This is a genomic window from Novosphingobium sp. PASSN1 (assembly GCF_002278815.1).
The window spans coordinates 1-22542 of record NZ_NKIS01000011.1 but is presented as its reverse complement, the minus strand read 5'-3'; the positions used below and the strand labels follow the sequence as shown (position 1 = coordinate 22542).

General features: G+C 66.6%; 24 protein-coding genes and 1 pseudogene. 1 reads left to right on the top strand and 24 read right to left on the bottom strand.

The annotated features are described in order from the left end of the window. Positions 1-30 precede the first annotated feature (30 nt). Genes CFE35_RS17080 through CFE35_RS16990 form a run of 19 tightly spaced genes read right to left on the bottom strand, consistent with a single transcriptional unit; the run spans position 31 to position 17580 of the window. Positions 31-2229 (bottom strand): PQQ-binding-like beta-propeller repeat protein, encoded by a 2199-nt coding sequence (locus tag CFE35_RS17080; protein ID WP_292932383.1) that lies wholly within the window; start codon positions 2227-2229, stop codon positions 31-33. A 52-nt stretch (positions 2230-2281) separates the two neighbouring features. After that, on the bottom strand, positions 2282-2659 hold the full coding sequence (locus CFE35_RS17075; protein WP_292932381.1) for a flagellar protein FliS: 378 nt from the start codon (positions 2657-2659) through the stop codon (positions 2282-2284). Next, a complete protein-coding gene (fliD, locus tag CFE35_RS17070; protein WP_292932379.1) occupies positions 2659-4098 on the bottom strand; it encodes a flagellar filament capping protein FliD in 1440 nt (479 codons plus the stop codon). The genes CFE35_RS17075 and fliD overlap by 1 nt, the downstream gene beginning before the upstream one ends. Positions 4099-4128: 30 nt before the next feature. Continuing rightward, a complete protein-coding gene (locus CFE35_RS17065) occupies positions 4129-5274 on the bottom strand; it encodes a flagellar biosynthesis protein FlhB (RefSeq protein WP_292932377.1) in 1146 nt (381 codons plus the stop codon). Further along, positions 5267-6058 (bottom strand): flagellar biosynthetic protein FliR, encoded by a 792-nt coding sequence (fliR, locus tag CFE35_RS17060; protein WP_292932375.1) that lies wholly within the window; start codon positions 6056-6058, stop codon positions 5267-5269. Before fliR ends, CFE35_RS17065 begins: the two co-directional genes overlap by 8 nt. Before the next feature lie 10 nt (positions 6059-6068). Continuing rightward, a complete protein-coding gene (locus CFE35_RS17055; RefSeq protein WP_292932373.1) occupies positions 6069-6341 on the bottom strand; it encodes a flagellar biosynthetic protein FliQ in 273 nt (90 codons plus the stop codon). Continuing rightward, the gene (gene fliP / locus CFE35_RS17050; protein WP_292932371.1) at positions 6341-7144 is read right to left on the bottom strand and encodes a flagellar type III secretion system pore protein FliP; all 804 of its coding nucleotides are present in this window, start codon (positions 7142-7144) and stop codon (positions 6341-6343) included. The genes CFE35_RS17055 and fliP overlap by 1 nt, the downstream gene beginning before the upstream one ends. A 4-nt stretch (positions 7145-7148) precedes the next feature. After that, positions 7149-7418, bottom strand: coding sequence for a flagellar biosynthetic protein FliO (locus CFE35_RS17045; protein ID WP_292932370.1), 270 nt, complete (start codon positions 7416-7418; stop codon positions 7149-7151). Next, positions 7418-7681: a flagellar motor switch protein FliN gene (gene fliN, locus CFE35_RS17040; protein WP_292932368.1), complete on the bottom strand. Its 264-nt coding sequence runs from the start codon at positions 7679-7681 to the stop codon at positions 7418-7420. Before fliN ends, CFE35_RS17045 begins: the two co-directional genes overlap by 1 nt. Positions 7682-7708: 27 nt before the next feature. Beyond that, the gene (locus tag CFE35_RS17035; protein ID WP_292932366.1) at positions 7709-8593 is read right to left on the bottom strand and encodes a FliM/FliN family flagellar motor switch protein; all 885 of its coding nucleotides are present in this window, start codon (positions 8591-8593) and stop codon (positions 7709-7711) included. Between the two features lie 31 nt (positions 8594-8624). After that, a complete protein-coding gene (locus CFE35_RS17030) occupies positions 8625-9233 on the bottom strand; it encodes a flagellar basal body-associated FliL family protein (RefSeq protein WP_292932365.1) in 609 nt (202 codons plus the stop codon). Between the two features lie 31 nt (positions 9234-9264). Further along, positions 9265-10782 (bottom strand): hypothetical protein, encoded by a 1518-nt coding sequence (locus tag CFE35_RS17025; protein WP_292932363.1) that lies wholly within the window; start codon positions 10780-10782, stop codon positions 9265-9267. A gap of 42 nt (positions 10783-10824) precedes the next feature. Continuing rightward, positions 10825-11268 carry a hypothetical protein gene (locus tag CFE35_RS17020; RefSeq protein WP_292932361.1) on the bottom strand — a complete coding sequence of 148 codons (444 nt, stop codon included), beginning with the start codon at positions 11266-11268 and terminating at the stop codon, positions 10825-10827. Next, positions 11265-12587 carry a FliI/YscN family ATPase gene (locus CFE35_RS17015; protein ID WP_292932359.1) on the bottom strand — a complete coding sequence of 441 codons (1323 nt, stop codon included), beginning with the start codon at positions 12585-12587 and terminating at the stop codon, positions 11265-11267. Before CFE35_RS17015 ends, CFE35_RS17020 begins: the two co-directional genes overlap by 4 nt. After that, positions 12581-13177: a FliH/SctL family protein gene (locus tag CFE35_RS17010; RefSeq protein WP_292932357.1), complete on the bottom strand. Its 597-nt coding sequence runs from the start codon at positions 13175-13177 to the stop codon at positions 12581-12583. Before CFE35_RS17010 ends, CFE35_RS17015 begins: the two co-directional genes overlap by 7 nt. Continuing rightward, positions 13170-14195: a flagellar motor switch protein FliG gene (gene fliG, locus CFE35_RS17005; protein ID WP_292932355.1), complete on the bottom strand. Its 1026-nt coding sequence runs from the start codon at positions 14193-14195 to the stop codon at positions 13170-13172. Before fliG ends, CFE35_RS17010 begins: the two co-directional genes overlap by 8 nt. Continuing rightward, on the bottom strand, positions 14192-15928 hold the full coding sequence (fliF, locus tag CFE35_RS17000; protein WP_292932353.1) for a flagellar basal-body MS-ring/collar protein FliF: 1737 nt from the start codon (positions 15926-15928) through the stop codon (positions 14192-14194). Before fliF ends, fliG begins: the two co-directional genes overlap by 4 nt. A 3-nt stretch (positions 15929-15931) precedes the next feature. Next, a complete protein-coding gene (gene fliE / locus CFE35_RS16995; RefSeq protein WP_292932351.1) occupies positions 15932-16312 on the bottom strand; it encodes a flagellar hook-basal body complex protein FliE in 381 nt (126 codons plus the stop codon). Continuing rightward, positions 16309-17580 (bottom strand): sigma 54-interacting transcriptional regulator, encoded by a 1272-nt coding sequence (locus CFE35_RS16990; protein WP_292932349.1) that lies wholly within the window; start codon positions 17578-17580, stop codon positions 16309-16311. The genes fliE and CFE35_RS16990 overlap by 4 nt, the downstream gene beginning before the upstream one ends. Positions 17581-17836: 256 nt before the next feature. On the opposite strand from CFE35_RS16990, the gene CFE35_RS16985 reads away from it, so the two are divergent. Further along, positions 17837-18718 (top strand): flagellin, encoded by an 882-nt coding sequence (locus tag CFE35_RS16985; RefSeq protein WP_292932347.1) that lies wholly within the window; start codon positions 17837-17839, stop codon positions 18716-18718. 85 nt (positions 18719-18803) lie between these two features. Here CFE35_RS16985 and alr read toward each other — a convergent pair whose 3' ends face one another. The 5 genes and pseudogenes from alr to CFE35_RS16960 form a co-directional block, all read right to left on the bottom strand. Then, entirely contained in the window at positions 18804-20078 is a 1275-nt protein-coding gene (gene alr / locus CFE35_RS16980; protein ID WP_292932345.1) for an alanine racemase, read from the bottom strand. A gap of 141 nt (positions 20079-20219) precedes the next feature. Beyond that, a complete protein-coding gene (locus CFE35_RS16975; RefSeq protein WP_292932343.1) occupies positions 20220-20951 on the bottom strand; it encodes a hypothetical protein in 732 nt (243 codons plus the stop codon). A 187-nt stretch (positions 20952-21138) separates the two neighbouring features. Beyond that, positions 21139-21402, bottom strand: a complete 264-nt coding sequence (locus CFE35_RS16970; RefSeq protein WP_292932341.1) for a hypothetical protein — start codon at positions 21400-21402, stop codon at positions 21139-21141. A gap of 170 nt (positions 21403-21572) precedes the next feature. Then, positions 21573-22412 carry a flagellar motor protein MotB gene (locus tag CFE35_RS16965; protein ID WP_292932339.1) on the bottom strand — a complete coding sequence of 280 codons (840 nt, stop codon included), beginning with the start codon at positions 22410-22412 and terminating at the stop codon, positions 21573-21575. A 3-nt stretch (positions 22413-22415) separates the two neighbouring features. After that, positions 22416-22542 (bottom strand): annotated as a pseudogene (locus CFE35_RS16960) (flagellar motor stator protein MotA); the annotation flags it as partial.

Below are 22542 nucleotides of genomic sequence, written 5' to 3'. Positions count from 1 at the left end.
GTCCCCACCCCGCGTGGGGGCGGGCTTTTTCTATCTGGCTGGGGCCTTGCGCTGCTGCGCTTCATAGCCCCCCCGCTGCGTATTGATGAGGTAGGCTTGGATCGCCTCGACATCATATTCGCTGACCATGTCGTTCAGCGGCGCCATGCCCGATCCGGCCAGCGCGCCTTTGAGCACGATATCCTTGAACATGCCGTGGACTTCACGCGGCAGCCGCGAGAGATCGGGCGTGACGCCGGGGCCGAGCACGTGGCAGCGCGAACAGAATTCGGTGAACTTCGCCTCGCCATGCGCCAGCAGCGCGGGCGTGGTCTTCAGCGCCGGCGGTTCGGGATAAGTGAACGGATCGGGGCGCGGTTCGGGTTGCGGCACCGGGCTGCCGCCCAGCTTGAACACAAGAATGCGGTTGGCGTTGCGATTGCGATAGGCTGCCTGCGCCGGGGTCAGCGGATAGCTGATGCCAACCCCGCCATAACCTGCCTGCACGGCGATATATTGCACTCCGCCGATCCGGTAGGTCATCGGGGCGGCCATGATGTGCGATCCGGTCTGGATCGCAGCGAGCTGCGCGCCGGTGGCGGCGTTATAGACCCGCAAGGTGCCATCGCCGCGGCCCTGCACCACGATATTGCCGGCAGTTGAGAGCACCCCGCCATCATAGCCGCGATTGCCTTCGGAGGTGACCTGTTCCCACACCACCTTGCGGGCGACCGGATCCCACGCCTTGAGCACTTCGCGCACGAGACTGGTCTTGCCGCGTTCCTGCTGCAGTTCGGCTTTGGTCGGGATCGGGCCGAACAGGCGGGTCAGCGTCGCTTCGTCATAGGTGTCGTCCGGGATGATGCCGTTGGCATTGAAGAAGCCTTCGAGGTGATCGAGCTTGCCCTTGTTGGCGGGCAGGTTGATCATGACATTGGGCTGGTCGATCGTCGGGATATAGACGAGCCCGGTCTTCGGGCTGAACGACATCGGGTTCCACGTGTGCGCCCCGGCCCAAGATGGGTAGACGTTCTTCGGCTTGGCCGAATAGTCAGCGGTTTCAGTGAATTGCGGCCGCCCGGTGGCGAGGTCCACGCGCGTTGCCCAGTTGACATAGGCGAAGGGATCGGCTGCCAGCAGCTTTCCGGTCTTGAGGTCCAGCGTGTAGAAGAAGCCGTTCTTCGAGGCCTGCATCACCACCCGGCGCGCTTCGCCCCCACCAACAGGGATATTGGCGAAGACGAACTTCTGCACTGCGTCATAGTCCCACGCGTCGCCCGGCGTTTCCTGATAGTACCAGTTCATCCGCCCGGTCTTGGCGTTGACCGCGATGATCGAGGCGTTGAACAAGTCATCGCGCCGCTCTGCCGCATTCTGGACGCGCGAATAGGGCGATGCGTTGGCCGTGCCGAACACGATCTGGTCGGTCTGAGCGTCATAGGACAGCCCGTCCCACACGGTTCCGCCGTTCTGATAGCGGCCATCATGGCCAGCGCCCCACGACTTCGCCGCCATTTCCAGCTCGGGATGTTCGAAGGGCTGGCCGGGCGGCGGCGGCACGGTGAAAAAGCGCCACTTGAACGCGCCCGTCCGGATGTCCCAGGCCGAGATGTAGCCGCGGGTCGAACCATCACCCAGATCGGCGCCCGAATTGCCGATGACCACCGAATCGCTGGTTAGCAGCACGGCGCCAGTGGAGGCGTAGGTGTACTTTTCGCGGCTGATGATCGTGTCGGCGGTCCACTTTTCCGCACCGGTCTTCGCATCGAGCGCGTGGAGCCGCCCGTCCTCGCTGGCGACGAATACCACACCGCCGCGCACGGCGACGCCGCGGTTCACCGTATCGCAGCAGGCATTGCGCGCCGAGGCCGGATCGATGCCCGGATGGAACGTCCACAGCAGCTTCCCGGTGGCGGCATCCAGCGCATAGACGATGCCCCAGACGCCCGAGGTATACATCACCCCGTCGATGACGAGCGGCGTGGCTTCCTGCCCGCGTTCTGTGCCCATGTCGTAGACCCAGGCAAAGCCGAGCGTACTTGCATTGCGATCATTGATATCGGTCAGGCCTGAAAACCACGTGCCCGCTGGATCTCCGCCGACATGGGGCCATTCATCGCCCGCAACGGGGTGCGTGGCGGCGGGGAATGCTGCCTCGAGGCCGGGCAGGCCAGCCTGAAGCGACGATGCGGCGACGGCGAAGGCGCAGAGCAGGCCGAGCGCGGGAAGACGCGGTTTGATGCGAAGCATGGGCCAAGTGTCCGTCCGAACGGCGGGCTTGGCAAGCGGGTTCTGCGAAGCTTCAGTTTGCCGTTGCCAGCATCGCCTCGCGGATTTCCAGCAGATCGGTGCGGATCGTTTCAAGGCGCGGGGCGTCGAAGCGCAGCGCGCTATCGAGGATCGTGCGGCGGGCGGCCTGATAGAGCTGCAGCAGCGGCTGGCCCGCAGGATGCGCGCTGTCCACGCCGAGCTCGAGCGCGGTGATCGCGGCGACGGCGCGGGTGAGCGCGGCGCTCTTCGCTGAGTTGTCGGCGTGGTCCTGCGCGTAGATCGCGCGGCCGAGCGAACCGGCCGCTTGTTCGAGGCACAGCGCGACGAGCTGGAGCGAACTGGCGCCCTTGACCCGCGCATCGAAATCGACGCGGCGGTAGGTCTCTCCGGGATCGCGGCGCAGCTGCATCAGTTGTTCTTTCCGTTCCAGGCGTCGATCTGCGCCTGCAGGAACGACAGGGTCGATTTCGAGCCGGTGACATTGGTATCAAGCTTGGCGAAGCGCGAGACGAGGCGCTGGCGCAGGTCTTCCTGCTTGGTCGCCATCGTGCTCTTCTGCGTGCCAAGCGTGGTCTGCAGCTTGGTCAGCCGCGCGATCGTGCCGCCGAGCGAGGAAGGATCGCTGCTGGAGGAGACAGTGCGAGCAAGCTTGTCGAACGTGGAGTAGACACCGAACAGCCCGGTGGTGAACATCGCGCCCGTGCCGATGGGATCGCGCTTGAGCGTGGCGGCGAGGCGGTCGGTATCGAGGCTGAACGAGCCATCGCGGTTGGTCTTGAGGCCAAGGTCCGCCAGCGTGGTGGGCGCGCCGGTGGTGTTCGCGGGCATGACTTGCGCGCTGGCCAGCGTGGTGAGCTGGCGGCGCAAGGTGCGCGCGCCGGGATCGTTGCTGAGCGCGCCGGTGGCGGGGTTGGTATCGGAATTGAGCTCGGTCACCATCTCGTTGAGCGCTGAGGTCAGGTCCTGCATCGCGCTGGTGATCGCCGCGCCCGGATCGCTGTAGGTGATCGTGGTGGGCGCGCCCGTGTTGGTGGCGGTGAGCTTCAGCGAAAGGCCGGGGGCGGCATCGCTGATGACGTTGGTGGCCGAAGTGCGCGCCACACCGTCGAGCACATAGGCTGCGTCCGTGGCGGGCGTCTTGAGGCGCGTGAGGTTGGTGGCCGGATTCCAGGCGAGCGCGGCAAGGCCGGGTTCGGTGGGGCTTTCGGTGGCTTCGAGCACGAAGCCATTGGCCGAGCCGTCCTGCCCTTTGAGCACCAGCTGCGGCCCGCTCGTCCCGGCGGCGACATAGGCCGTCACGCCCGCACCGCTGGCGTTGATGGCGCTGGCGACGGTATCGAGCGTCGCGCCCGTGGGCACCGTGATATCGACCGCCGTGCGCGCCGTATCGGCGGTGAAGGTGTTGCCGCTGATGGTGCCGAAGCGCACGGTAAGCGTGCCCGCACCGACGGGCGTGGTGGCGCTGGCAACGGCGGGCGAGACGAGCGTCTGCGCCTTGGCGAGCGAGGTGACTTCGAGCAGCGAAGTGCCGCGCCCGGTGGCCGCGCCCTTGCTGACTTGCGCAACCGAGGCATTGGCGATCTGCGGCGTCGCGGCCAGATCGCCCGTGCGCACGCGGTCCCCCAGCGAGGAGGCAAGGCTGGAGATCATGCTCTTCAGCGTGGATGCGGACGAGATCTGAGTTGTGAGCTTGTCCGACTTCGCGGTGATCTGATCGAGCCGCGCGGCATATTGCGCGGCGGCGAGCTGCTCCGCCAGGCTCGCCATGTTGATCCCGCTGCCCGCGCCGAGCGTGGACACCAGACTGGCGGTGGCCGAAGACGAGGACGTGGCGGAGGTGGTAGCCATGCTTTCCAGTACGGCGGATGTTCAGGCGGATTAAGCCGCCGGAGTACCCAATTCCGGACGGCCTTCGGCATCGAAGCGCAGTTCGAGCGGGACATCGACGTTTGGCTGCAGCGGGGCATCGCCGCGCTTCAGGGCCAGCACGAAGGCGAGGACCGCAGCGATGGCGGCATAGAGCTCCTCGCGGATCATCTGGTTTTCGCGCGTAGTGAAATAGACCGAGCGGGTGAGGGCCGGGGAGGACAGCATCGGCAGCGCCATTTCGGCGGCCATTTCGCGCATCGCCAGCGCCTTTTCCCCTCGCCCCTTGGCAAGCACGACGGGGGCGGGGGCCTTCTCCGGATCATAGGCAAGCGCGACACTGAAGTGCGTCGGGTTGGTGATGACGAACTGCGCTTCCTTCATCGCCGAGGCGAGGCCGCCCATCGCGATCTGGCGCTGGCGCTGGCGGATCATCGCCTTGCGTTCGGGCGAGCCTTCGCTTTCCTTCGATTCGTCCTTGAGATCCTGCAGCGACATCTTGAGGCGCATCATCCGGCGCAGCCACTGCACGGGATAATCGATCAGCGCGATGACGACGAGGCCGCCGCCCAGCGCATAGAGCAGGGCCAGCAGCGCATCCCAGCTATAGGCCAGTTGCCCGCCGAGGCTGCCATTGCCGAGACCGGCGAGCGCGGGCAGGCGGCCCTTGAACCAGACCCAGGCAATCGTGCCGAGGAGCACGAGCTTGGCAAGGCCCTTGGCGAGTTCGATCCAGCCTTGCGGCCCGAACATGCGCTTGAGGCCCGAAAGCGGATTGAGGCGTGAGGCCTTGGGCGCAAGATTGCCGCCTACCCAGCGTCCTTCGCCAAGGCCCAGCTGCGAGATCAGCGCGGCGGCCATCAGCAGGCCGCCCAGCGTGAACACTGGCGGCAGCGCGGTCAGCAGCGCAGCATGGATCAGCGGGGCAGCATCAAACCGTTCGATGCTCGCGCGGTCCCACACAAGGCCGGTGCGCGCGGTGCGTTGCAGGCTGGCGAGCACCCAGGGGCCTGCGAACTGGAGCCACGCCGCGCCGCCCAGCACGCTGACCGCGATGCCGAGTTCGCGCGGGCGGAGAACGTCGCCGTTCTGGGCGGCGTCCTTGCGGCGCTTCTCGGTGGGGTCGAACGTCTTTTCGCCCGGCGTTTCCTCAGCCATGGGCGGGCTTCAGGATCTGCGCCGCCTGCGTGACGGCGGCGAGCGAGAGGTCGCTCAACCGGTCGGTCAGCAGCGGGGCGGTGAGGATCAGCGCGGCGATCCCCGCAAGCACGCCTGCGGGCAGGCCCAGCGAAAAGAGATTGAGGCTGGGGGCCGAGCGGCTGATCACGCCGGTCATGACCTGCACCAGCAGGAGCAGCAGCGTGACCGGCAGCGCGATGGCAATCGCGGCGGTGAGCATCTGCGCGCCGAACCCGGTGACGAGCAGCATCCGTTCCGGCGTGAACCACGCGGCTCCCGGCGGAAAGGCCTGATAGCTTTCCACGATCAGCGCAAACCACGTGAGATGCGCACCAAGGCCGAGGAACAGCACGGTGAGCATGACCGAGAAATACTGGCCCAGCACCGGCGAATGCGCGCCGCTGACCGGATCGGCGGTGGAGGCGATGCTCATGCCCATCGAGCCCCCGATCACTTCAGCGGCAATCAGCGGGGCGGCAAAGCTCCATTGCAGCACGAAGCCCAAGGAGAGTCCGATGAGCACTTCCTGCGCGGTGATAAGCAGGCCCGAAAGGGTGAACAGCGCGGGCGGCGCAGCGACCGGCGTCCACGCGCAGATCATTACCGCGATGGCCCCGGCAAGGCTGATGCGCAGCTGCATCGGCACCGTATTGGCGCCGAACAACGGGGCGGCCAGCAGCGCCGCGCCGATCCGCGTCATCACGAACAGCAGCCGCCAGAATTCCGCTTCCAGCGCGCCGAAGCCGAAGTTGAGCGCGATCATTTGCCGGTCCTCACTTCCCGGTCTGCGCAATCTGGGCGAAGATCTCGACGAGGAAATCCCCGATCAGCCCCATCATCGCGCTGCCCAGAATCACCAGCACGAGCGCGATGGCGGCGAGCTTTGGCACGAAAGTCAGCGTCTGTTCGTTGATCGAGGTGGCGGCCTGGACCACGCCGACGACAAGGCCGACGGCAAGGCTGGCGAGCAGCACGGGCGCGGCGACAAGCGCGGTGACCCAGAGCATCCGGTCAGCCAGAGCGAGGAGAGCGGCGGTGTCGTTCATCAGCCGAAACTTGCCGCGAGGCTGCCCATGAGCAGCGCCCAGCCATCGACGAGGACGAAGAGCAGCAGCTTGAACGGCAAGGAAACCACGGTGGGCGACATCATCATCATGCCAAGGCTCATCAGCACCGACGAGACGACGAGATCGATCACGAGGAACGGCAGGAACAGCATGAAGCCGATCTGGAACGCGGTCTTGAGCTCGCTCGTCACGAAGGCGGGGAGGAGGATCGAGAAGGGTACGTCCACCGTGCGGGCAAACTTGGGCGCCTTGGCCATGGCGGCGAACATCTGGAGATCGTGTTCGCGCGTCTGGCGGATCATGAAGGCGTGAAATTCGGTCCCGGCCGAGGCGACGGCTTGTTCGGCGTTGATGGTGCCCGCTGAATAGGGCTGGATCGCGTTGGCGTTCACCTTGTCGAGCGTGGGGGCCATGATGAACAGCGAGAGAAACAGCGAAAGCCCGATCAGCACCTGATTGGGCGGTGATTGCTGAAGGCCCAGCGCCTGCCGCAGGATCGCCAGCACCACGAGGATGCGCGTGAAGCTGGTCATCATCAGCACGAGGCTGGGCAGGATGGTGAGCAGCCCCATGATGAGGAGCAGCTGGAGCGACAAGGACAGCGAGCCGCCCGATTGCGCGCCCGCGATCTGGCCGAAGGCGCGGTCGAGCGCGCCGGGAATGGCGGTGCCCGTGGGGGTAGCCACAGGCGCGGCGGCTGCGGCGACATCGGCGGCATGGGCCGGAAGCGCGAGGCCGAGGAGCAGGACTGCCGCGAAGGCGAGGAGATGCCTGAGCTTCACCGGATCAATCCTCGCTGACCGCGCGCGCGGGCACTTCGGCGAGCCGAACAAGGCCCTGCCGCGAGGCGGAGACGAGGATCTCGCGCCCCCGAAACTCCAGCACGGCAATGCGCTGGCCGGGTCCAAGCCACTGCGTTTCGATGATCTTGACGCTGCGCTGCCCGCCGGTGGGGCTGAAGCGCCTTTCCATGCGCCGCGCGAACTTCAGGCTGGCCCACGCCAGCCCCGCGATCAGCGGCAGGACAACCGCGAGCTTGAGCAGATACCACAGCATCAGGCCTTGCCCTCTTCCTGCCCGAGCAGCTCGACGATGCGCAGGCCGAAGCGTTCACCCTGCGCCACGACTTCGCCGCGCGCGATGAGCTTGCCGTTGACCATCACATCGAGCAGTTCGTCGGTCAGCCGGTCGAGCATGACGACGCTTTCCTCGGTGAGCGACAGCACGTCCTTGAGCTTCATTTCGGTGCGGCCAAGCTCGACAGTCAGGCGGACGTCGACATCCTTGAGGAATTCGAAGCCGCGGGTCTGGAAGGTCATGTCTCTATCCTGCAAAAGCGCGCCGGATCAGGCGAGCTGGGTGAGTTGAAGGGCGACGCGGTCGTCCACCGCGCCGATGGTGCCGTGGCCGACAAGCGTTTCGCCGATGCGCAAGGGCACGCTGCGCGCAACGGAAACGGCGAGGACTTGCCCCACTTCGAGCGCGGAGAGCGTGGACAGCGGCAGTGGCACATCGACCAGCACTGCGCGCACGCAGAGCGGCATTTCGGCAAACGGCGCATCGAGCGGGCTGGCGGGCGCGGCTGCCCGTTTGGGGGCAGGCGCGGTGCGCGCGGCACCGGTAAGATCGGCCAGCGCGGCCATCGGAAAGCCGAGTCGCAAGGTCCAGGGCGGACGCGCGCCTTCGCGGATCGCGAAAGTGAGCACCGCCAGCGCGGTGTCCTCGGCCATGGCGGCGAGTTCGGCCAGCGTGGCGGCGCGGCGCAGTGGCCTGATGCCCGGTTCAAGGCCCAGCGTCGCGGCCAGCGGAGCCGCGATCAGCGTTTCGATGCGCTGGACCATCAGTTCAGCGGAAAGCGGGAGTTCGCGCGGGAGCGGCGAGGGGGCTTCGCCCGGACCGCCGAAGGCGCGGTCCAGCAGGCGCAGCACGGTATCGCCTTCGACCACCGAGAGCAGCGGATGGTTTTCCCCGCCGGCAGCGTGGAGACTAATGGAAACGAGGCCCTGCGGCGCAAAGCCGCCTGCGATCATTTCTTCCGGCTGGCTGCATTCAACCGCCACCGCTTCGCCGCCATGCAGCGGCGCGAGCGTAAGGCGCAGCTTGCGCGCCAGTTGATCGCCCGCACGCGCCAGCAGGGGCAGCAGCTCTGCTGCGGCGGGGGCCGGGCGGAGCAGCGCCGCGCTGTGGCGGGCAAGCGGCCGCTGGGCGACGAGGGAGCGTTCAGGTTTCATGGGGCTGGTTTCATGGCAGGATGCGCGCGGCTTACTGGACGATGAAGGTCTTGAAGTAGACGGAGTCGACCCCGCCAAACCCTTCGGCATCGGTGAGGACTTTGTTGATCGTGGCGACCAGCCGCTTCTGCAGCCGGGCCTTGCCCTCGGCCGACTGGACTTCCTCACCGGGCGTATCGGCGAGCGCAGTAAGCAGCGCGGAGCGCACTGCCAGCTCGTGCTTCTGCAGCCACAGGATCACGCGGTAATCGCGGTGCGTGGAGCAGGCGAGGCTGACCTGCACCAGCATGTCGGAATCCTTCATGTTCGAGGTGAAGTCTTCGGAGAAGCTGAAATAGGCCGCGCGGTATTCGCTGCCGCCTTCACCATCGACTTCATGGCCGCCGCCACCTTCGCCGCCATGTTCGCCTTCCTTGGCGGCGGGCGCATAGGGATCTTCCTCGCCCTTCTTGATGAGCTTGGGGTTCTTGTCTTCATGGCTGGAGCCGTGTTCGCCGCCGCCGCCGATGATCCCGGCTGCAACCAGGCCATAGGCACCGCCGCCGCCGACCGCGAGGAGTGCCCCGGCCGCGCCAACCTTGAGCATCATGCCGCCGCCCTTCTTCTTGGGCTTGGCTTCCTTTTCCTTCTTGTCGCTCATCGTGGGTCCTTAAGGGTCTTGCGGAAGGGGATCAGGCGAAGATGCCGCTGCGGCGTTCAGCCGGTGTGGCGGACGCGTGGGCCGGATTGCCGGTGGGATCGTTGGTCGTGCGCTGGGCCGGGGCGGGTTGGCGTTGCTGGCCGGTGCCCGCGCCAGAACCAGCCCCCGTGCCCAACCCCGTGCCGGAGCTGGTCTGGCCTTGGGTGTCGGTCCGGGCTTCCGAGGCGGCCGGGCGGGCGGTTTCGGTGCTGGCGGCAGCAGCGTGCGCAGCGGCGACGGCAGGGGCAAAGGCAGGATCGGCGCTGGCCATCGCGACCGAGAGCCCGGCACCGTCGCTTTCGATGCTGAGCGAGACGCGGCCAAATTCGACATGGCGCATGGCGAATGCGACCGGGCCAGCCTGATCGGCCCCATCGCGCGCACGGGCGATGGAATCGACGAGCTGATCGAAGCTGAGTGCCTGAGCGGGGGCCGGATCGGCAGCTGCGGATTGCCCCGCTGCGGGTGCTGGCGCGGATGTCGGCGCGGGCTGGACCAGCGCGAGCGCACTGGCGGTATCAGCCATCGGCGCGAAATCGGCTGAGCGCACGGGTTCGGCCTCGCTGCGCGGAACCGCGCGGGTTGCCTTGGGCGGGGGGGCGCTCTGGGCCGTGCCGGAATTGCCGGTGGGCGCGCCGGGCGTTTGCGGCTGGGCGCGGGCGGGAGCCTGCGTCGAGAGCATGGCGTCCGGGGTGGGGGCTTCTGACGCGGACGCTGCCGGGGTGGGCGCGCCGAATGCGGGCTGGGCCAATGCAGGCACTGCTTCGAGTGCCAACGTGGTGAGCGAGGGCAAGGTTGGGGCCCGGCGCACGGTGGGTGTTGACGCGGGCGCAAGCTGAGCAGTGGCGGCTTGAGTATCTGCAGTGCTCTGGGAGCCGATCTGCGCGGCAGTGGCAGAAGGAGGAGCCATGGGCGCGGGAATCGGGCTCGCGGCAGCGCGGGCGCGGCTTACCTGAAGCGCGGGGGTGAGCTTTGATGTGGGTGCGGGCTGCGGAGACGGCGGGAGGGCGATGGCCATGGGGGGTACAGCCAGCGCGGCGACGGGTAGCCACGCTTCCGTGGCGGGCAGCATCTGCGCTTCCGGCTCAGCGGTTTCGGCAGCCGGCGCAGCGCGCGCCGGATCCATGGCCTTTGCCCCAGCCTGAAACGTCTGTGCGGCAGCGAGGAAATCCTGCGCGGTTGCTATATGGATGGCGGGGTTTTGCCGCATGACCGGCAAGACTTTGCCGGGTGCAGCATCGCTATTGCCGGGGACGGCAAAGTCATCTCCATCGGCGGCAGGCGGCGCAATGAAGGCAGCGGGCGCGGAAGGGGCCGGGGTGGGCACTGCGGCAGATGCGGGAACAAGCCCGAAAAGGGGAGCTGCGCCCGGCGTTTCGCGCGCCAGAAGCGCCGCGAAATCGGCGGTTTCGCCCACATCCGTAGCAGGATTGGCCGCGATGCGCGCGTTCTGTGAAGGCTGTGCAGTCGGGGCTGGTGATGAGATCAGGACGGGGGCGGGCGCGGTCATCGGCGGGGCGGATCCTTGAGCAGCAAGCTTGGTTAACGGCTGCTATTCAAGAGGCGTGCCAACCGCCCCTGATGGCCCTGATCCTGATGCGGCGGGCTGCGCATTTTCTGCAACCTTCCGTGCAATCCGTTGGCGGGCAGCCTCGATCCGCTCGTCCACCGCGGCGCGGCGGCGCTCGGCCTCGGCGGCTTCGGCGGCGCGGGCATCGGCCGCTTCGCGCGCGCGGACGAGATCGGCGGCCGTGCTATCGGCGATGCGGGTGAGGCCGGAGACGAACTGCTGCGTTTGCTGAAGCTCTTGTCCATCGCGCGCGTCGCGGCGCAGGCGGTAGGCCCCGATCAGCGCGGCAGTGCGCGCCTCCAGATTGGCGACTTGCGCAAGGGTCGCTTCGGCGCGGGCGGCTTCGGTCAACGCGGACTGGCGGGCAATGTCGCGCAGGCGCTCCAGTCGGCGCAGGCGCTTGAGCTTGGTTCGCTCGGCGTTCATCCGGCCATCAGCGCGGCAAGTTCAGCCACGCTGCGCTCCATGGGGACGACTTCGCGCTGCGGCTGGCTGAGGAACTGGGTCAGCGCGCCGTGCATCGCAATCGCGCGGTCCAGCTGCGGATCGGCCCCGGCGCGGTAGGCGCCCATCAGCACGAGATCGCGGTTGGCTTCATAATTGGCAATCAGCGCACGGAAGGCGCGGGCGTCGATCTGGTGCAGCGGATCGACGATATCGTTCATCACGCGGCTGAGCGAGGCGGCGATGTCGATCGCCGGATACTGCCCGCGCTGCGCCAGATCGCGCGAGAGCACGACGTGGCCATCGAGGATCGCGCGTGCGGTATCGACGACGGGGTCGTCCTGGTTGTCGCCATCGGCCAGCACGGTGTAGAGCCCGGTGACCGAGCCGCCGCTGGCCGCCGAATTGCCCGCGCGCTCCACCAGCTTGGTGATCGTGGCGAGCGCGGACGGGGGATAGCCGCGCGCCGCGCCGGGTTCGCCCAGCAGCAGCGCAATCTCGCGGCCCGCGTGGGCGACGCGGGTGAGGCTGTCCATGATCAGCAGCACCTGATGCCCGGCGGCGCGGAAGTATTCGGCCATCGAAGTGGCCAGCATCGCGCCGCGAATGCGCAAGTTGGGCGCATGATCGGCAGGCACGGCGACGACGACCGAACGCGCGCGGCGCGGGCCGGACATATGCTTTTCGACGAAATCCGAGACTTCGCGCGCGCGTTCGCCGATTAGGCCGACGATCACGATTTCCGCCTCTGTGCCATGCGCGATCATATCGAGCAGCACGGACTTGCCGACGCCCGATCCGGCCATCACGCCGATGCGCTGGCCGACCCCGAAGGTGGTGAGCGCATTCAGCGCGCGCACGCCGACATCGAACGGTTCGCGCACGGGCGCGCGGTCGAGCGCGCTGGTGCGCACGCCGCCCGATGGCCATTCGGCGCGCGCGGCAATGGGCGGGCCGCCGTCGATGGGCAGGCCCTCGCCATCCACCGCACGGCCAAGGAAGGCCTCGCCCACCGGCAGCATGCCGGGGCGGCCTTCGGGGCGGACGCGTGCGCCGGGGCGCAGCAGCACAGTATCGCCGAGCAGCATCATCAGCATCCGACCGGCGCGAAAGCCGATGGTTTCGGCGAGGAGGGAACCGGAGCCATGCGCAATGCGGCACTGCGCACCGATGGGGAGCGAAAGCCCGCTGACTTCGAGCAGCCCGCCATCGCAGGCGGTGACGAGCCCGTAGCGGCGCGGGGCGAAATCGGGCTGGGCTTCCTCGCAGCGGCTGAGGAGCGGGATGGCGGCATTCAGCATGAAGAGAGCGCCTCGCTGAGCGCGCGGGTCCAGGTGCCGGGGCCGTCTTCTACCCCGCCAGCCGTGCCTTCGATGCGCAGCGCGCCGCGTTCAAGGCCGGGATCGGGTTCGAAGTGCCAGTCTTCGGGTAGGCGCGCGGCAAGCAGCGCGAGGTCTTCCGGGTGAAGGCGGATCACGCGTTCGTCCGCCGCGCGCGCGAGCATGGCGGCGGCGGTCTTGACGCGCGCGGCAAGGGCCTCGGCATCGGCGGCATAGTCCGCCAGCAGCGGCGTGCACAGGGCGAGCACGGTATCGCGCAGCCGCGCTTCGAGTTCGCGAGTCAGGTCTGCATCGAGGCGGCCAAACGCCACCTCGATCTTCGCGCGGGCGGCGTCCTGCGCAGCGATGGCTTCGCTGAAGGCCGCTTCGGCATCAGCGGCCCCTTGCGCATAACCGGCAGCGAACGCGCGGGTTTCGGGGTCTTCCTCCTCGGCGGGCGGGGCCTCCACCGGCTCGGGCAGAGCATCGCGCCCAAACCGGTGATCGCGGCGAAAGCCGCTGGGGCCAAGCCCGAGTTCGGCAAGCGAGAGGATGCGGACAGGTTCAGACATAGTCGTCGTCGCCCGCGCCGAACACGATCGTGCCTTCGGCGGCGAGGCGGCGGGCGGCGGTTACGACGGCCTTCTGCGCTTCGACCACTTCGGCCATCTTCATCCGGCCGCGTGCCTCGATCTCGTCGCGCACGCCTTCTGCGGCGCGGCTCGACATGGCGCGGAAGAAGCATTCGCGTTGATCGGCGGCAATGCCCTTGAGCGAGGCGATGAGCGTATCGGAATCGACCTCGCGCAGCAGCGAGCCCATCGATTTCTCGTCGAGCACGAACAAGTGCTCGAACTTGAACATCTCGTTTTCGATGGCTTTGGCGAGCTGTTTGTCGGCCTTGGCGATTTCCGGCATGACCCGCTTTTCCACTGCGCGGGCCGAGGCGTTGATGATATCCGCGGCCTCGCGCACGCCGCCCATCGTGAGCGCGGCGCTGCCATGGCATTCGGTGATGCGGTGCGCGAGCAGGTCTTCCAGCATGGCGATGGCTTCGGGCGCAACCGGGCCAAGCGTGGCGATGCGCTGGAGCACTTGCGGCTGGAGGCTTTCGGGCAGGGCATGGAGCACGCCCGCCGCCACATCGGGATCGAGCTGGACCAGCAGCACCGCGAGGGCCTGCGGGTGTTCCCCCTGCACCAACGGTACTAGGGCACGCGGCGTGAGCCAGCGCGCGAGTTCGAGGCTGGAGCCGGGGCGCGGCGCATCGGGCGCAATGCGCTGCATCAGGTTGTCGGCCTTGAAATCGCCTACCGCGCTGGTCATCAGCTGGCGCACCTGATCGACACGGTCGGTGTTGCCGATGGTGACAGCCGCCGCATTGTCGACAAAGCCTTGCAGCGCCTGGGTGATGGAATCGGCGTCGATCTCGCCGATCTCGCACATCTTCGCGCCCAGCAGGCGCAGTTCGGCGGGTTCGAGCTGCGCGAGCAGCGATGCGGCGTGGTTGTCGTCCAGCAGCATCATCATCACGGCCGCGCGGACGGGGCCGCTGATTTCGCCGGCGGTTTCGGGTGCCTCGGTGGTCATTCCGTCCCCTCCGGCGCGGGTTCATTGAGCAGCTGGCGCAGGGCGTTGATGGCGCTGTCGGGCTGTTCGACGACGATGCGCTGGGCGACGCCGACCTGACGGCTGAGTGCATCGGGGTCGATCTCGCCGGTTTCGGGATCGATGATCGGCTCGATCTGCTGGATCTTCTTGCGGCGGCGTGCACGCACGGGCGCGTCCTCGTCCGCCTCGGCCCCCTCGCTGTCTTCGCCCTCTTCGCCGTCCTTCGCGGCGGCAGCGTCTTCGCTGTCCTTGACGATGACCGGGGCGGGATCCCGTTTGAGCGCCTTGATCAGCGGGCGCACGCCCAGCAGCAACGTGAGCAGCACCGCCAGCAAGGCGACGACATTGCGCACGATCATCGCGAACCACGGGGTTTCCCAGAACGCGGGCGGCGTGACTGCGACCGGGCTGAAATTGCGCACGACGACTGCAACCTGATCGCCGCGCGCCGGGTCTGCGCCGACAGCGGCGGTGACCAGCTGCTTGATCTGGTCGATTTCGGCGGGCTTGGCCTTGGCCATGATCGCGCCCGAAAGCGCGACGGCGACCGAGAGGCGCTTGATCTTGCCCGGCGTCTGGTTGGTCACGGCGACTTCGCGGCCCAGTTCATAGGTGCGCGCGGACGAGCTTTCGCCATTGGCGGCGGGCGCAGGCGTAGCGCCGGCAACGGGAGCTGCGCCGGGCGTGCCGGGGGCAGGCGGTGCACCGGGCGCGCCGGGCTGGGCGGTGGTCGGCGGGGGCGGTGTGTTGGAAAGCACGCCGGGAACGCCCGCCGCCGAACCCGCGCCGGGGCTCTGGCTGGCGGTCTGGGTTTCGGAACGGACCACGCCCTGCTTGTCATAGCTTTCGCGCGCGGAGGTGAGCTGGTCCATATCGAGATCGACCTGAATCTCGCTCGAAAAATTGCCTTCGCCCAGCATCGGCGTGAGGAGCTGCGCGACCTGGCTGCGCAGCTTTTCTTCCATGCGCGATTGCAGATCGAGGCGGTCGGTCTCACCGGGCTTGGCCGAAGAGAGCAGGCGGCCGTGCTGGTCGATCACCTTGACCGCATCGACCGACAGCGACGGAACCGAACCGGCCACGAGATTGACGATGGCGCTGACCTGGCTGTCTGCCAGCTGGCGTCCGCGTGCGAGCTTGACCATGACCGAGGCGGTGGGGGCGACGTTATCTCGCACGAACACGGACTTTTCCGGCTCGGCCAAGTGGACGCGCACGGCCTCGACGCCGTCGATCTGCATGATCGTGAGTTCGAGTTCGCGTTCGCGCGCGGCGAGCAGGCGTTCGCCTTCCAATGTGCGGCTCGCGCCCATTGGCAGTTTGTCGAGCATCTGCGCGCCGGTTTCGGGCGTGGCGAGCGCGCCATCGGAGGCGGCGACCATGCGCGCCTTGTAGAGATCGTTTTCGCCGACGGTGACCGCACCGGTCGAATTGTCGATGGTGTAGGCAATGGCGGCCTTGTCGAGCGCGGCGACAACTTGCGCGCGCTCGCTGTCGCTGAGATCGCTATAGAGCACGCGCTGCGGGGCCGGGGCCATCGCCAGATAGAGCAGCGCGGTGAGGCCTGCGGCAGAGACCCCGGCAAACCACGGTAGCGCGCGGCGCACCGGCGGCTGGCCGAGGAACGCTCCGGTGCGCGACAGCATGGAGCCGCCCGCCGGATCGGAGAGCGGGGCGAAGATCGAGAGACTGGGTGCAGCTGGATCAGCCATTTATCAGACCCCCATCCTCATGATGTCCTGGTAGGCAGTGAGCAGCTTGTTGCGCACCTGCAGCGTGGCTTCGAAGGCGACTCCGGCTTCCTGCCGCGCCAGCATGACCTTGGCGATGTCTGTCACTTCGCCCTTGTCATACGCTTCGCTGAGCTTGCTGGCGTTTTCCTGCGTGGCATTCACGTTATCGAGCGCCGACTTGAGCGCGGAGGTGAAGCCGCCAGATACACCTTTAGCACCAGGCGCTTCGGTCGCGGCTTCCGGTGCGCCCGCGGCCGGCGTGCGGACTTGCTGGAGCAACTGTGAGCGATCGATGATCTGCTGGCGCAGCGCCATGATCTGCTGGAGGCCACCAGCGCCTCCGATCCCCCCGATCCCGCTCATCGCCGATTACCGGCCACGGCGATGCCGTTCTCGCGGAATTCGGCGAGGCGGTAGCGCAAGGTGCGTTCGGAAATGCCGAGCTTGCGCGCGGCGGCAACGCGGCTGCCACCGCAGCTGTCGAGCGCGGCGAGGATGGCGCGGGTTTCGGAAAGCTGGACGATGTTGGAAAGTTTGCCGCCGGGCATGCTGCCTGCGGTAATCGGCACGACTTCGGCAGGCGTGGTGTCACCTGCTGCGCGCACCGGGCGGTCGAACACGATGTGCTGAATGCCGATTTCGGGCGCATCGCCCGCCAGCAGCAGCGCGCGGCGCATCACGTTTTCCAGTTCGCGCACATTGCCGGGCCAGGCGTGGGCTTCCAGCAGGGCCAGCGCGCCCTCGCCGATCCACGGCACGTTCGCGCCTTGCGGCACATGGCGCAGGACCATCGCGAAGGCGAGCGGGGCCACATCGGCCGGACGTTCGCGCAGCGCAGTGAGTTCAAGGGGGAAGACGTTGAGGCGGTAGAAAAGGTCGGCGCGGAAGCGGCCTTCCTCGACTTCGCTGGGCAGATCGCGGTTGGCGCAGGCGATCACGCGGACGTCCACCTTGATCGGCCTGGTTGCGCCGATCGGCACGACTTCGCCTTCCTGCAGCACGCGCAGCAGCTTGGACTGAAGCGCCAGCGGCATTTCGGCGATTTCATCGAGCAGCAGCGTGCCGCCGTGTGCGGCGCGGAAGAAACCCTCGGCAGCGGCATTGGCCCCGGTGAATGCGCCCTTCTGGTGGCCGAACAGCATGGCTTCCAGCATCGTTTCGGGCATCGCGGCGCAATTGATCGCAATGAACGGCGCGGCGGCGCGCGGTGAGCGCATGTGGATGAAGCGCGAAAGCACTTCCTTGCCGGTGCCGGTGGGGCCGTTGATGAGAACGGGGATCTCGCTCGCGGCAAGGCGTTCGGCCAGCGCGAGGATCGAAAGCGTTTCGGGATCGGCAGCAACCGGGCTGCCCGCCGGGGCGGCGCAGGCGATCAGCGCGGCGAGCACGGCGGGATCGGCGCTTTCGGCATAAGCCAGCTCGTGCCGCCCGCCGTGGCTGCGGGTGATGCCGCACTGCGCAGCGCGCCAAAGCAGCACCGTGCGATCGAACAGGCCGGGGGCGGCAGGTTCGCCCGCGCCGCGCAAGGTAAAGGTGCCTGCGGGGGTGAAACTGCCGAGCACGGAGCGCGCCCGTGCCAGCAAGGCGGCGTGGGCATCTCCCTTTCCGGCGGCAGCATGATCCATGTTCATTTTTATCAGCCCTGTCATGGCTGGTTTTCTAACCAGCGCCTTAACCATCGTGGTGGGCTGTTTTTCGCGCGAAAACGTCAAGCGGGCCGAAACTTTAAGCTCCGCGCGCGCCCTAAGCGTAACTACGTGGGTGCGGCAGGCCGCTGCCGATCCCCCCCTTAAATCCGGCAGCTTTTTGCCGGTCTTTGCCGTGGCTGCCGCGTCGATCCCCGACCGGCGTCAGACGGGGAACGACCCCTCTCACTGGAGACAGACCATGGCGGTTATCAACACCAACATCAGCGCCATCAAGGCGACCAATTCTTCGAACAGCGCAGCCAAGATGGCTGGCCAGGCGATGGAACGCCTCTCGACCGGCAAGCGCATCAACGGCGCGAAGGACGACGCGGCGGGCCTCGCCATTGCCACCACGATGACCTCGCAGATCAAGGGCATGAGCCAGGGCGTGCGCAACGCCAACGACGGCATCAGCCTTGCGCAGACCGCAGAAGGCGCGCTCAACGAAGTGACCAACATGCTGCAGCGTGTCCGCGAACTGGCCGTGCAGTCGAAGTCGGCCACGTATCAGCAGTCCGACCGTGACGCGATGCAGTCGGAAGTCGGCAACCTCAACGCTCAGATCTCTGACGTGCTCAACAACACCAAGTTCAACGGCAACGCCGTGTTCAAGGTGGTTGGCGCGGCTCCGGCGGCAACCGGTGCGGACGATGCCAAGTTCTCGATCCAGACCGGCGCCAACACCGGCGATACGGTCGATATCGTCAGCAAGGCGTTCGACGGCACGAAGATGTTCGGCGGCACGCTGACGGCCTATAGCTCCGCTGCGGCCACGCAGGCGCTCGACGTGACCGACGCCACCAAGGCCTCGACCACGATCGACAACGTCGACAGCGCGCTTGCCAACGTCAACTCGACCCGTGCGACGCTCGGTGCCGGCCAGAACCGTCTGGAATCGGCGGTCAACAACCTGAACGACAACATCACCAACCTGTCGGACGCCCGTTCGCGTATTCAGGACACCGACTATTCGGCAGAAACGACCGCGATGGCCAAGGCCCAGATCCTGAGCCAGGCTTCGACCGCGATGATCGCGCAGGCCAACCAGAGCCAGCAGAACGTGCTCTCGCTGCTGCGTTAAGACCCAAGTCCCCCCGCAAGCCCGTTCTCCACCGGGTGCGCATCAGGCCCGGCGATCCCTCCACGGATCGCCGGGTTTTTGGTGTTTAGCGCGGCTTCAGCACATGGGGCAGCGCCGCGCCCAGCACGGCCAGCATTTCAGGCGCATAGGCGCTGCTGTTCGCCTCGAACTCGGCCTGAGTGATGCGGTCGGTGCCTTGCGGGCCGAACAGCACCACTTCATCGCCCAGTTGCACATCGCGGTGCTCGGTGACGTCGACCATTAGCGTGTTCATGGTGACCTTGCCGACGACGGGCGCGCGGCGGCCGCGGATGAGGACTTCGGTGCGGTTTTTGCTGTCCGCCGGAAATTCGGGCCGGTTGGCATGGCTGAAGCCGCGCCGCATGCCGTCCGAATAGCCGATGGGCACATTCGCCAGCCAGCTTTCGCGCTCCAACCGGAAGGTGCGATCATAGGCGACGGTCTGGCCCGCAGGGTAATGATTGACCGCCGCGACGCGCGACTTGATCGTGGGCACGGGAATGAACGCGCTCGTCCTCACCGTGCCGGGATCGCCATAGAGCGCGCCGCCGACGCGGACCATGTCGAGCCGGGTATCGGGCTGGGTCAGCGCCGCGAAGGTGTTGGCGGTGTGGCGGATCAGGCCCTCCGTCTTGAGGCCCTCGCCCGCCAGCCAGGCCAGATCGTCCTTGTAACGCGCGAGCTGGCCGAGAATGTCGGGCGCTTCCTCGCTGGGATAATGCGTCATCGCGCCCGCGATGCGCAGCCCTTTGAGCGCCAGCAGCGCGCGGGCATCGGCCTTGCCGTAACCGGCTGAAAGCTCCACCCCGTTGCGCGACATGCCGCCCGCGTTGAGCGCGAGGTGGACGGGGCGGGGGAAGCGCGGGCGGCGCTTCAGCCACATCGCTTCGAGCCGGGCGGCGCTTTCGGGATTGCCGATCAATTCGACCATGCCCAGCCCAAGCGCGTCTTCCATCTCGTCCGGCGCGGCAAGGCGGATGCGGTAGAGGCGGCCCTTGTAGCCCAGCTGGCGGGCAACGCGCGCCTCGTCGTTCGAGGTGATCGCGACATCGCCGATCCCGGCCTTGATGACCGAGGGGATCAGCAGCGCGATGCCATTGCCATAGGCATCTGCCTTCATCACCGCGCAGATGCGCGATGGCGCGACCAGCCCGCGCAGCGTGGCGATATTGGCCTCGAACGCGGCGGCATCGACCTCGATCCAACCATTGCGCCGCTGCGCCTGCGCGAGCGTGAGGCCGAAGTTTGTGGCGGAAAGGACCGGCGCAGCGGCGGCCCGCGCGGCGGCAAGGGTCGCGCCCGCTGCGCCTGCGGCCAGAAATGTGCGCCTGTGGATCATGCCTCTATTCCCCGCCCCGTGGTGTGCGGAAGGCTAGGCGGGGTGGAGGCGTGGGTGCAAGCGGTTTGGCAGGCGGGTGCGATGGCGGGTTTTGGGGAGCGCTGCGATTGGGTTGTATGGCGGTAATTGGGTGGAAAGCAGTCATTGCCGCTGGCCGACTTTTATATCTATTCTCCGCCTGCGTCGCCGTATCCAGAATGTAGAAGCCAAGATTGCAAACAGCCCGATTGCTCCCGTGAGCATTGCAGGACTTGCTGCCTGTTCTGTGCGATGAGTCGCAGGCGTTGTTCGAAAAGAAATCTTGTCTGTAGGACCAATCCTATCGTAAATATCGACCTTCTTTCCCGCCAAAAAATCGCGCACATTCTTTGCAGTGCTGTTGGTAAACGGTAACATGAACGCACCTGCGCAAGGTGCCTGCATCACTTCCCAAAGGTCCGCACGACGGGTTGGGAATATTGTTCCGCTAGGCGCTCGCAACGGAAGAGCTTTTTTGCCCGGAGCTACTGCCGCAAACAAGGCTGGTTCCGTGAGATGCAGCTCTTCAGGCATGCCGAAAGTGGAGTTCCACCAGTAGAGTTGGACGTCTCCCGAAGCATCGCCTTTCAAGGACTCCACCACGCGAACTTTGATCACGCCATAATCATCAAGAGTATCCGGACGACCGGGGGAGACAATTTCATAACTCAAGACCTTACCGCTGAATATGGCGTCGGCTTGTCTAATGTCTTCAATCGCCATTGCTGCACTGGTGACGCAGGCATTTGCAACATGCGGCATCAGGAGCAGGCCCGAAAAAACAAAGCCGTAGAGCCATACTGACAAATCAGAGAGACTTATTCGCGCAGAGCATGAAGCAATCAAATCGAACATCTCCGGTTGAGGAAATCAGGTTAATTGACATGTCCAATGTCCGCAATGGGGTCGTGTCCGGAAAGTCCGGTTTCGGTTCAGATTGCTGGAAAGCGGCCCTTCGCAGCCAGGCTGAACCAACGGCAGCTATCGGACCTTGTGCGTCGGAGCGGCTATGGCCGGAAAGTCGTGGGAAGCGGACATCCGGTTAGGCGTCGTTTTCTGCGTAATCGATCAGCCGTTGACACCGCTGGTCGGCTGACCCTGCCAGTTCTTCGATGACTTCGCGCGCAAGAAAGGTTTCCAAGAAATAGTCGTACAGCTTGCCGTTGCGCTCCACCGGCTCAGTAGAGGCTGGCGCTGGCGATACGAGCACCGCGTCCGCATCACATGACCAAGGGCGCGCAACGTAGATGGTCGTTTCATTGTCGGCCCAAGCTGATGCACCTTCGAGCAGTTCGACTAGCTGCATTCCACCCTCCGTCGCTTGCGGGAGTAACTCTAGCCGCGAACGACCGCAATGTTGTCGTCTCCGGAAAGACTGCTTTTGATGTAATCTGGCGCATAGCTGCCATCCCCGCTGCCCGCTCCACCACCGCTTTGCGGCGGTCCCCCTCCCCGAGCAAGCTCGGGGAGGACCATTCAGTTCATCAGCAGGATGCTCATCCGCCGGTTGCGCGGGTCGGTCGGGTTGTCCGGCAGCAGCGGTTCCTGATCGGCGACGCCTTCGATGCGGCGGAAGCGGTTTTCGGTGACGCCGCTTTTCATCAGGGCGAGGCGCGTCGCTTCGGCGCGGCCGGCGCTGAGCGACCAGTTGTTGGCCGCGTCTCCGGGCTTCCATTGCAGCGCATCGGTGTGGCCGCGCACGGAAAGGCCCGCAGCATCGGGGCCGATGGCCTGGCCGATGGCGCGCACCAGTTCGGCGGCTTCAGGCGTGAGCAGCGTGGTGCCGAGGCGGAACATCGAGAACTTGGCGTCATCCATCAGATCGAGGCGGATGCCCTCGGGCGTCTGGCTGACGCGGACCTGCTTGGCGAGCTTGCGCAAGGTCTCGCTCGCCGCCAGCTTTTGCTGGAGCCGCTGCTGCAGGCTGGCGGTGCGCTTGGCCTTGGTGCCGCCGTCCTTCGCGCCGCCAGTGGCATCGCGCGGGATCGTCATCGTCTTGGTGCCGGTCTGCCCGGCGCGGAACTGGTATTTGTCTGCGTCCGTCAGCGAGGAACCGCCGAGCAGGCCGTAAGAGCCCGCGCTGCCTTTCTTCACCGTGACCAGTGTGGGGGTGAAATAGTCGGCAATGCCCTTGCGCTGCTTCTCGGTGGTCGCGCCCAGCAGCCACATCAGCAGGAAGAACGCCATCATCGCGGTCACGAAGTCCGCATAAGCGACCTTCCACGCGCCGCCATGGTGGCCCGCAGCGACGACGGTGACTTTCTTGACGATGATCGGGCGAACCGGCTCGTTCTTGCCCTTGGGCGCTTTTGCCATGGCTTACCGCCCGCGCAGCGCGTCGAGCAGTTCCGAAAGGCCCGGACGGAACGAGTGGCCAAGCCCCGAACGCGCGCTTTCCACGACGAGCGGCTGCGGCCAGCCATGCAAGCTGGCGATGATCACCTGC

Coding starts and splice junctions, on each gene's coding strand:
- CFE35_RS17020 (WP_292932361.1), bottom strand. CDS start 11,268: ATGAACGCCGAGCGAACCAAGCTCAAGCGCCTGCGCCGACTGGAGCGC.
- CFE35_RS17075 (WP_292932381.1), bottom strand. CDS start 2,659: ATGCAGCTGCGCCGCGATCCCGGAGAGACCTACCGCCGCGTCGATTTC.
- CFE35_RS17065 (WP_292932377.1), bottom strand. CDS start 5,274: ATGGCTGAGGAAACGCCGGGCGAAAAGACGTTCGACCCCACCGAGAAG.
- CFE35_RS17025 (WP_292932363.1), bottom strand. CDS start 10,782: ATGACCGCGCCCGCCCCCGTCCTGATCTCATCACCAGCCCCGACTGCA.
- fliN (WP_292932368.1), bottom strand. CDS start 7,681: ATGACCTTCCAGACCCGCGGCTTCGAATTCCTCAAGGATGTCGACGTC.
- alr (WP_292932345.1), bottom strand. CDS start 20,078: ATGATCCACAGGCGCACATTTCTGGCCGCAGGCGCAGCGGGCGCGACC.
- CFE35_RS17035 (WP_292932366.1), bottom strand. CDS start 8,593: ATGAAACCTGAACGCTCCCTCGTCGCCCAGCGGCCGCTTGCCCGCCAC.
- CFE35_RS17045 (WP_292932370.1), bottom strand. CDS start 7,418: ATGCTGTGGTATCTGCTCAAGCTCGCGGTTGTCCTGCCGCTGATCGCG.
- fliD (WP_292932379.1), bottom strand. CDS start 4,098: ATGGCTACCACCTCCGCCACGTCCTCGTCTTCGGCCACCGCCAGTCTG.
- fliF (WP_292932353.1), bottom strand. CDS start 15,928: ATGGCTGATCCAGCTGCACCCAGTCTCTCGATCTTCGCCCCGCTCTCC.
- CFE35_RS16965 (WP_292932339.1), bottom strand. CDS start 22,412: ATGGCAAAAGCGCCCAAGGGCAAGAACGAGCCGGTTCGCCCGATCATC.
- fliR (WP_292932375.1), bottom strand. CDS start 6,058: ATGATCGCGCTCAACTTCGGCTTCGGCGCGCTGGAAGCGGAATTCTGG.
- CFE35_RS16985 (WP_292932347.1), top strand. CDS start 17,837: ATGGCGGTTATCAACACCAACATCAGCGCCATCAAGGCGACCAATTCT.
- CFE35_RS16990 (WP_292932349.1), bottom strand. CDS start 17,580: ATGAACATGGATCATGCTGCCGCCGGAAAGGGAGATGCCCACGCCGCC.
- CFE35_RS17055 (WP_292932373.1), bottom strand. CDS start 6,341: ATGAACGACACCGCCGCTCTCCTCGCTCTGGCTGACCGGATGCTCTGG.
- CFE35_RS16970 (WP_292932341.1), bottom strand. CDS start 21,402: ATGCAGCTAGTCGAACTGCTCGAAGGTGCATCAGCTTGGGCCGACAAT.
- CFE35_RS17015 (WP_292932359.1), bottom strand. CDS start 12,587: ATGCTGAATGCCGCCATCCCGCTCCTCAGCCGCTGCGAGGAAGCCCAG.
- fliE (WP_292932351.1), bottom strand. CDS start 16,312: ATGAGCGGGATCGGGGGGATCGGAGGCGCTGGTGGCCTCCAGCAGATC.
- CFE35_RS17030 (WP_292932365.1), bottom strand. CDS start 9,233: ATGAGCGACAAGAAGGAAAAGGAAGCCAAGCCCAAGAAGAAGGGCGGC.
- CFE35_RS17080 (WP_292932383.1), bottom strand. CDS start 2,229: ATGCTTCGCATCAAACCGCGTCTTCCCGCGCTCGGCCTGCTCTGCGCC.
- CFE35_RS17010 (WP_292932357.1), bottom strand. CDS start 13,177: ATGTCTGAACCTGTCCGCATCCTCTCGCTTGCCGAACTCGGGCTTGGC.
- fliG (WP_292932355.1), bottom strand. CDS start 14,195: ATGACCACCGAGGCACCCGAAACCGCCGGCGAAATCAGCGGCCCCGTC.
- CFE35_RS16975 (WP_292932343.1), bottom strand. CDS start 20,951: ATGTTCGATTTGATTGCTTCATGCTCTGCGCGAATAAGTCTCTCTGAT.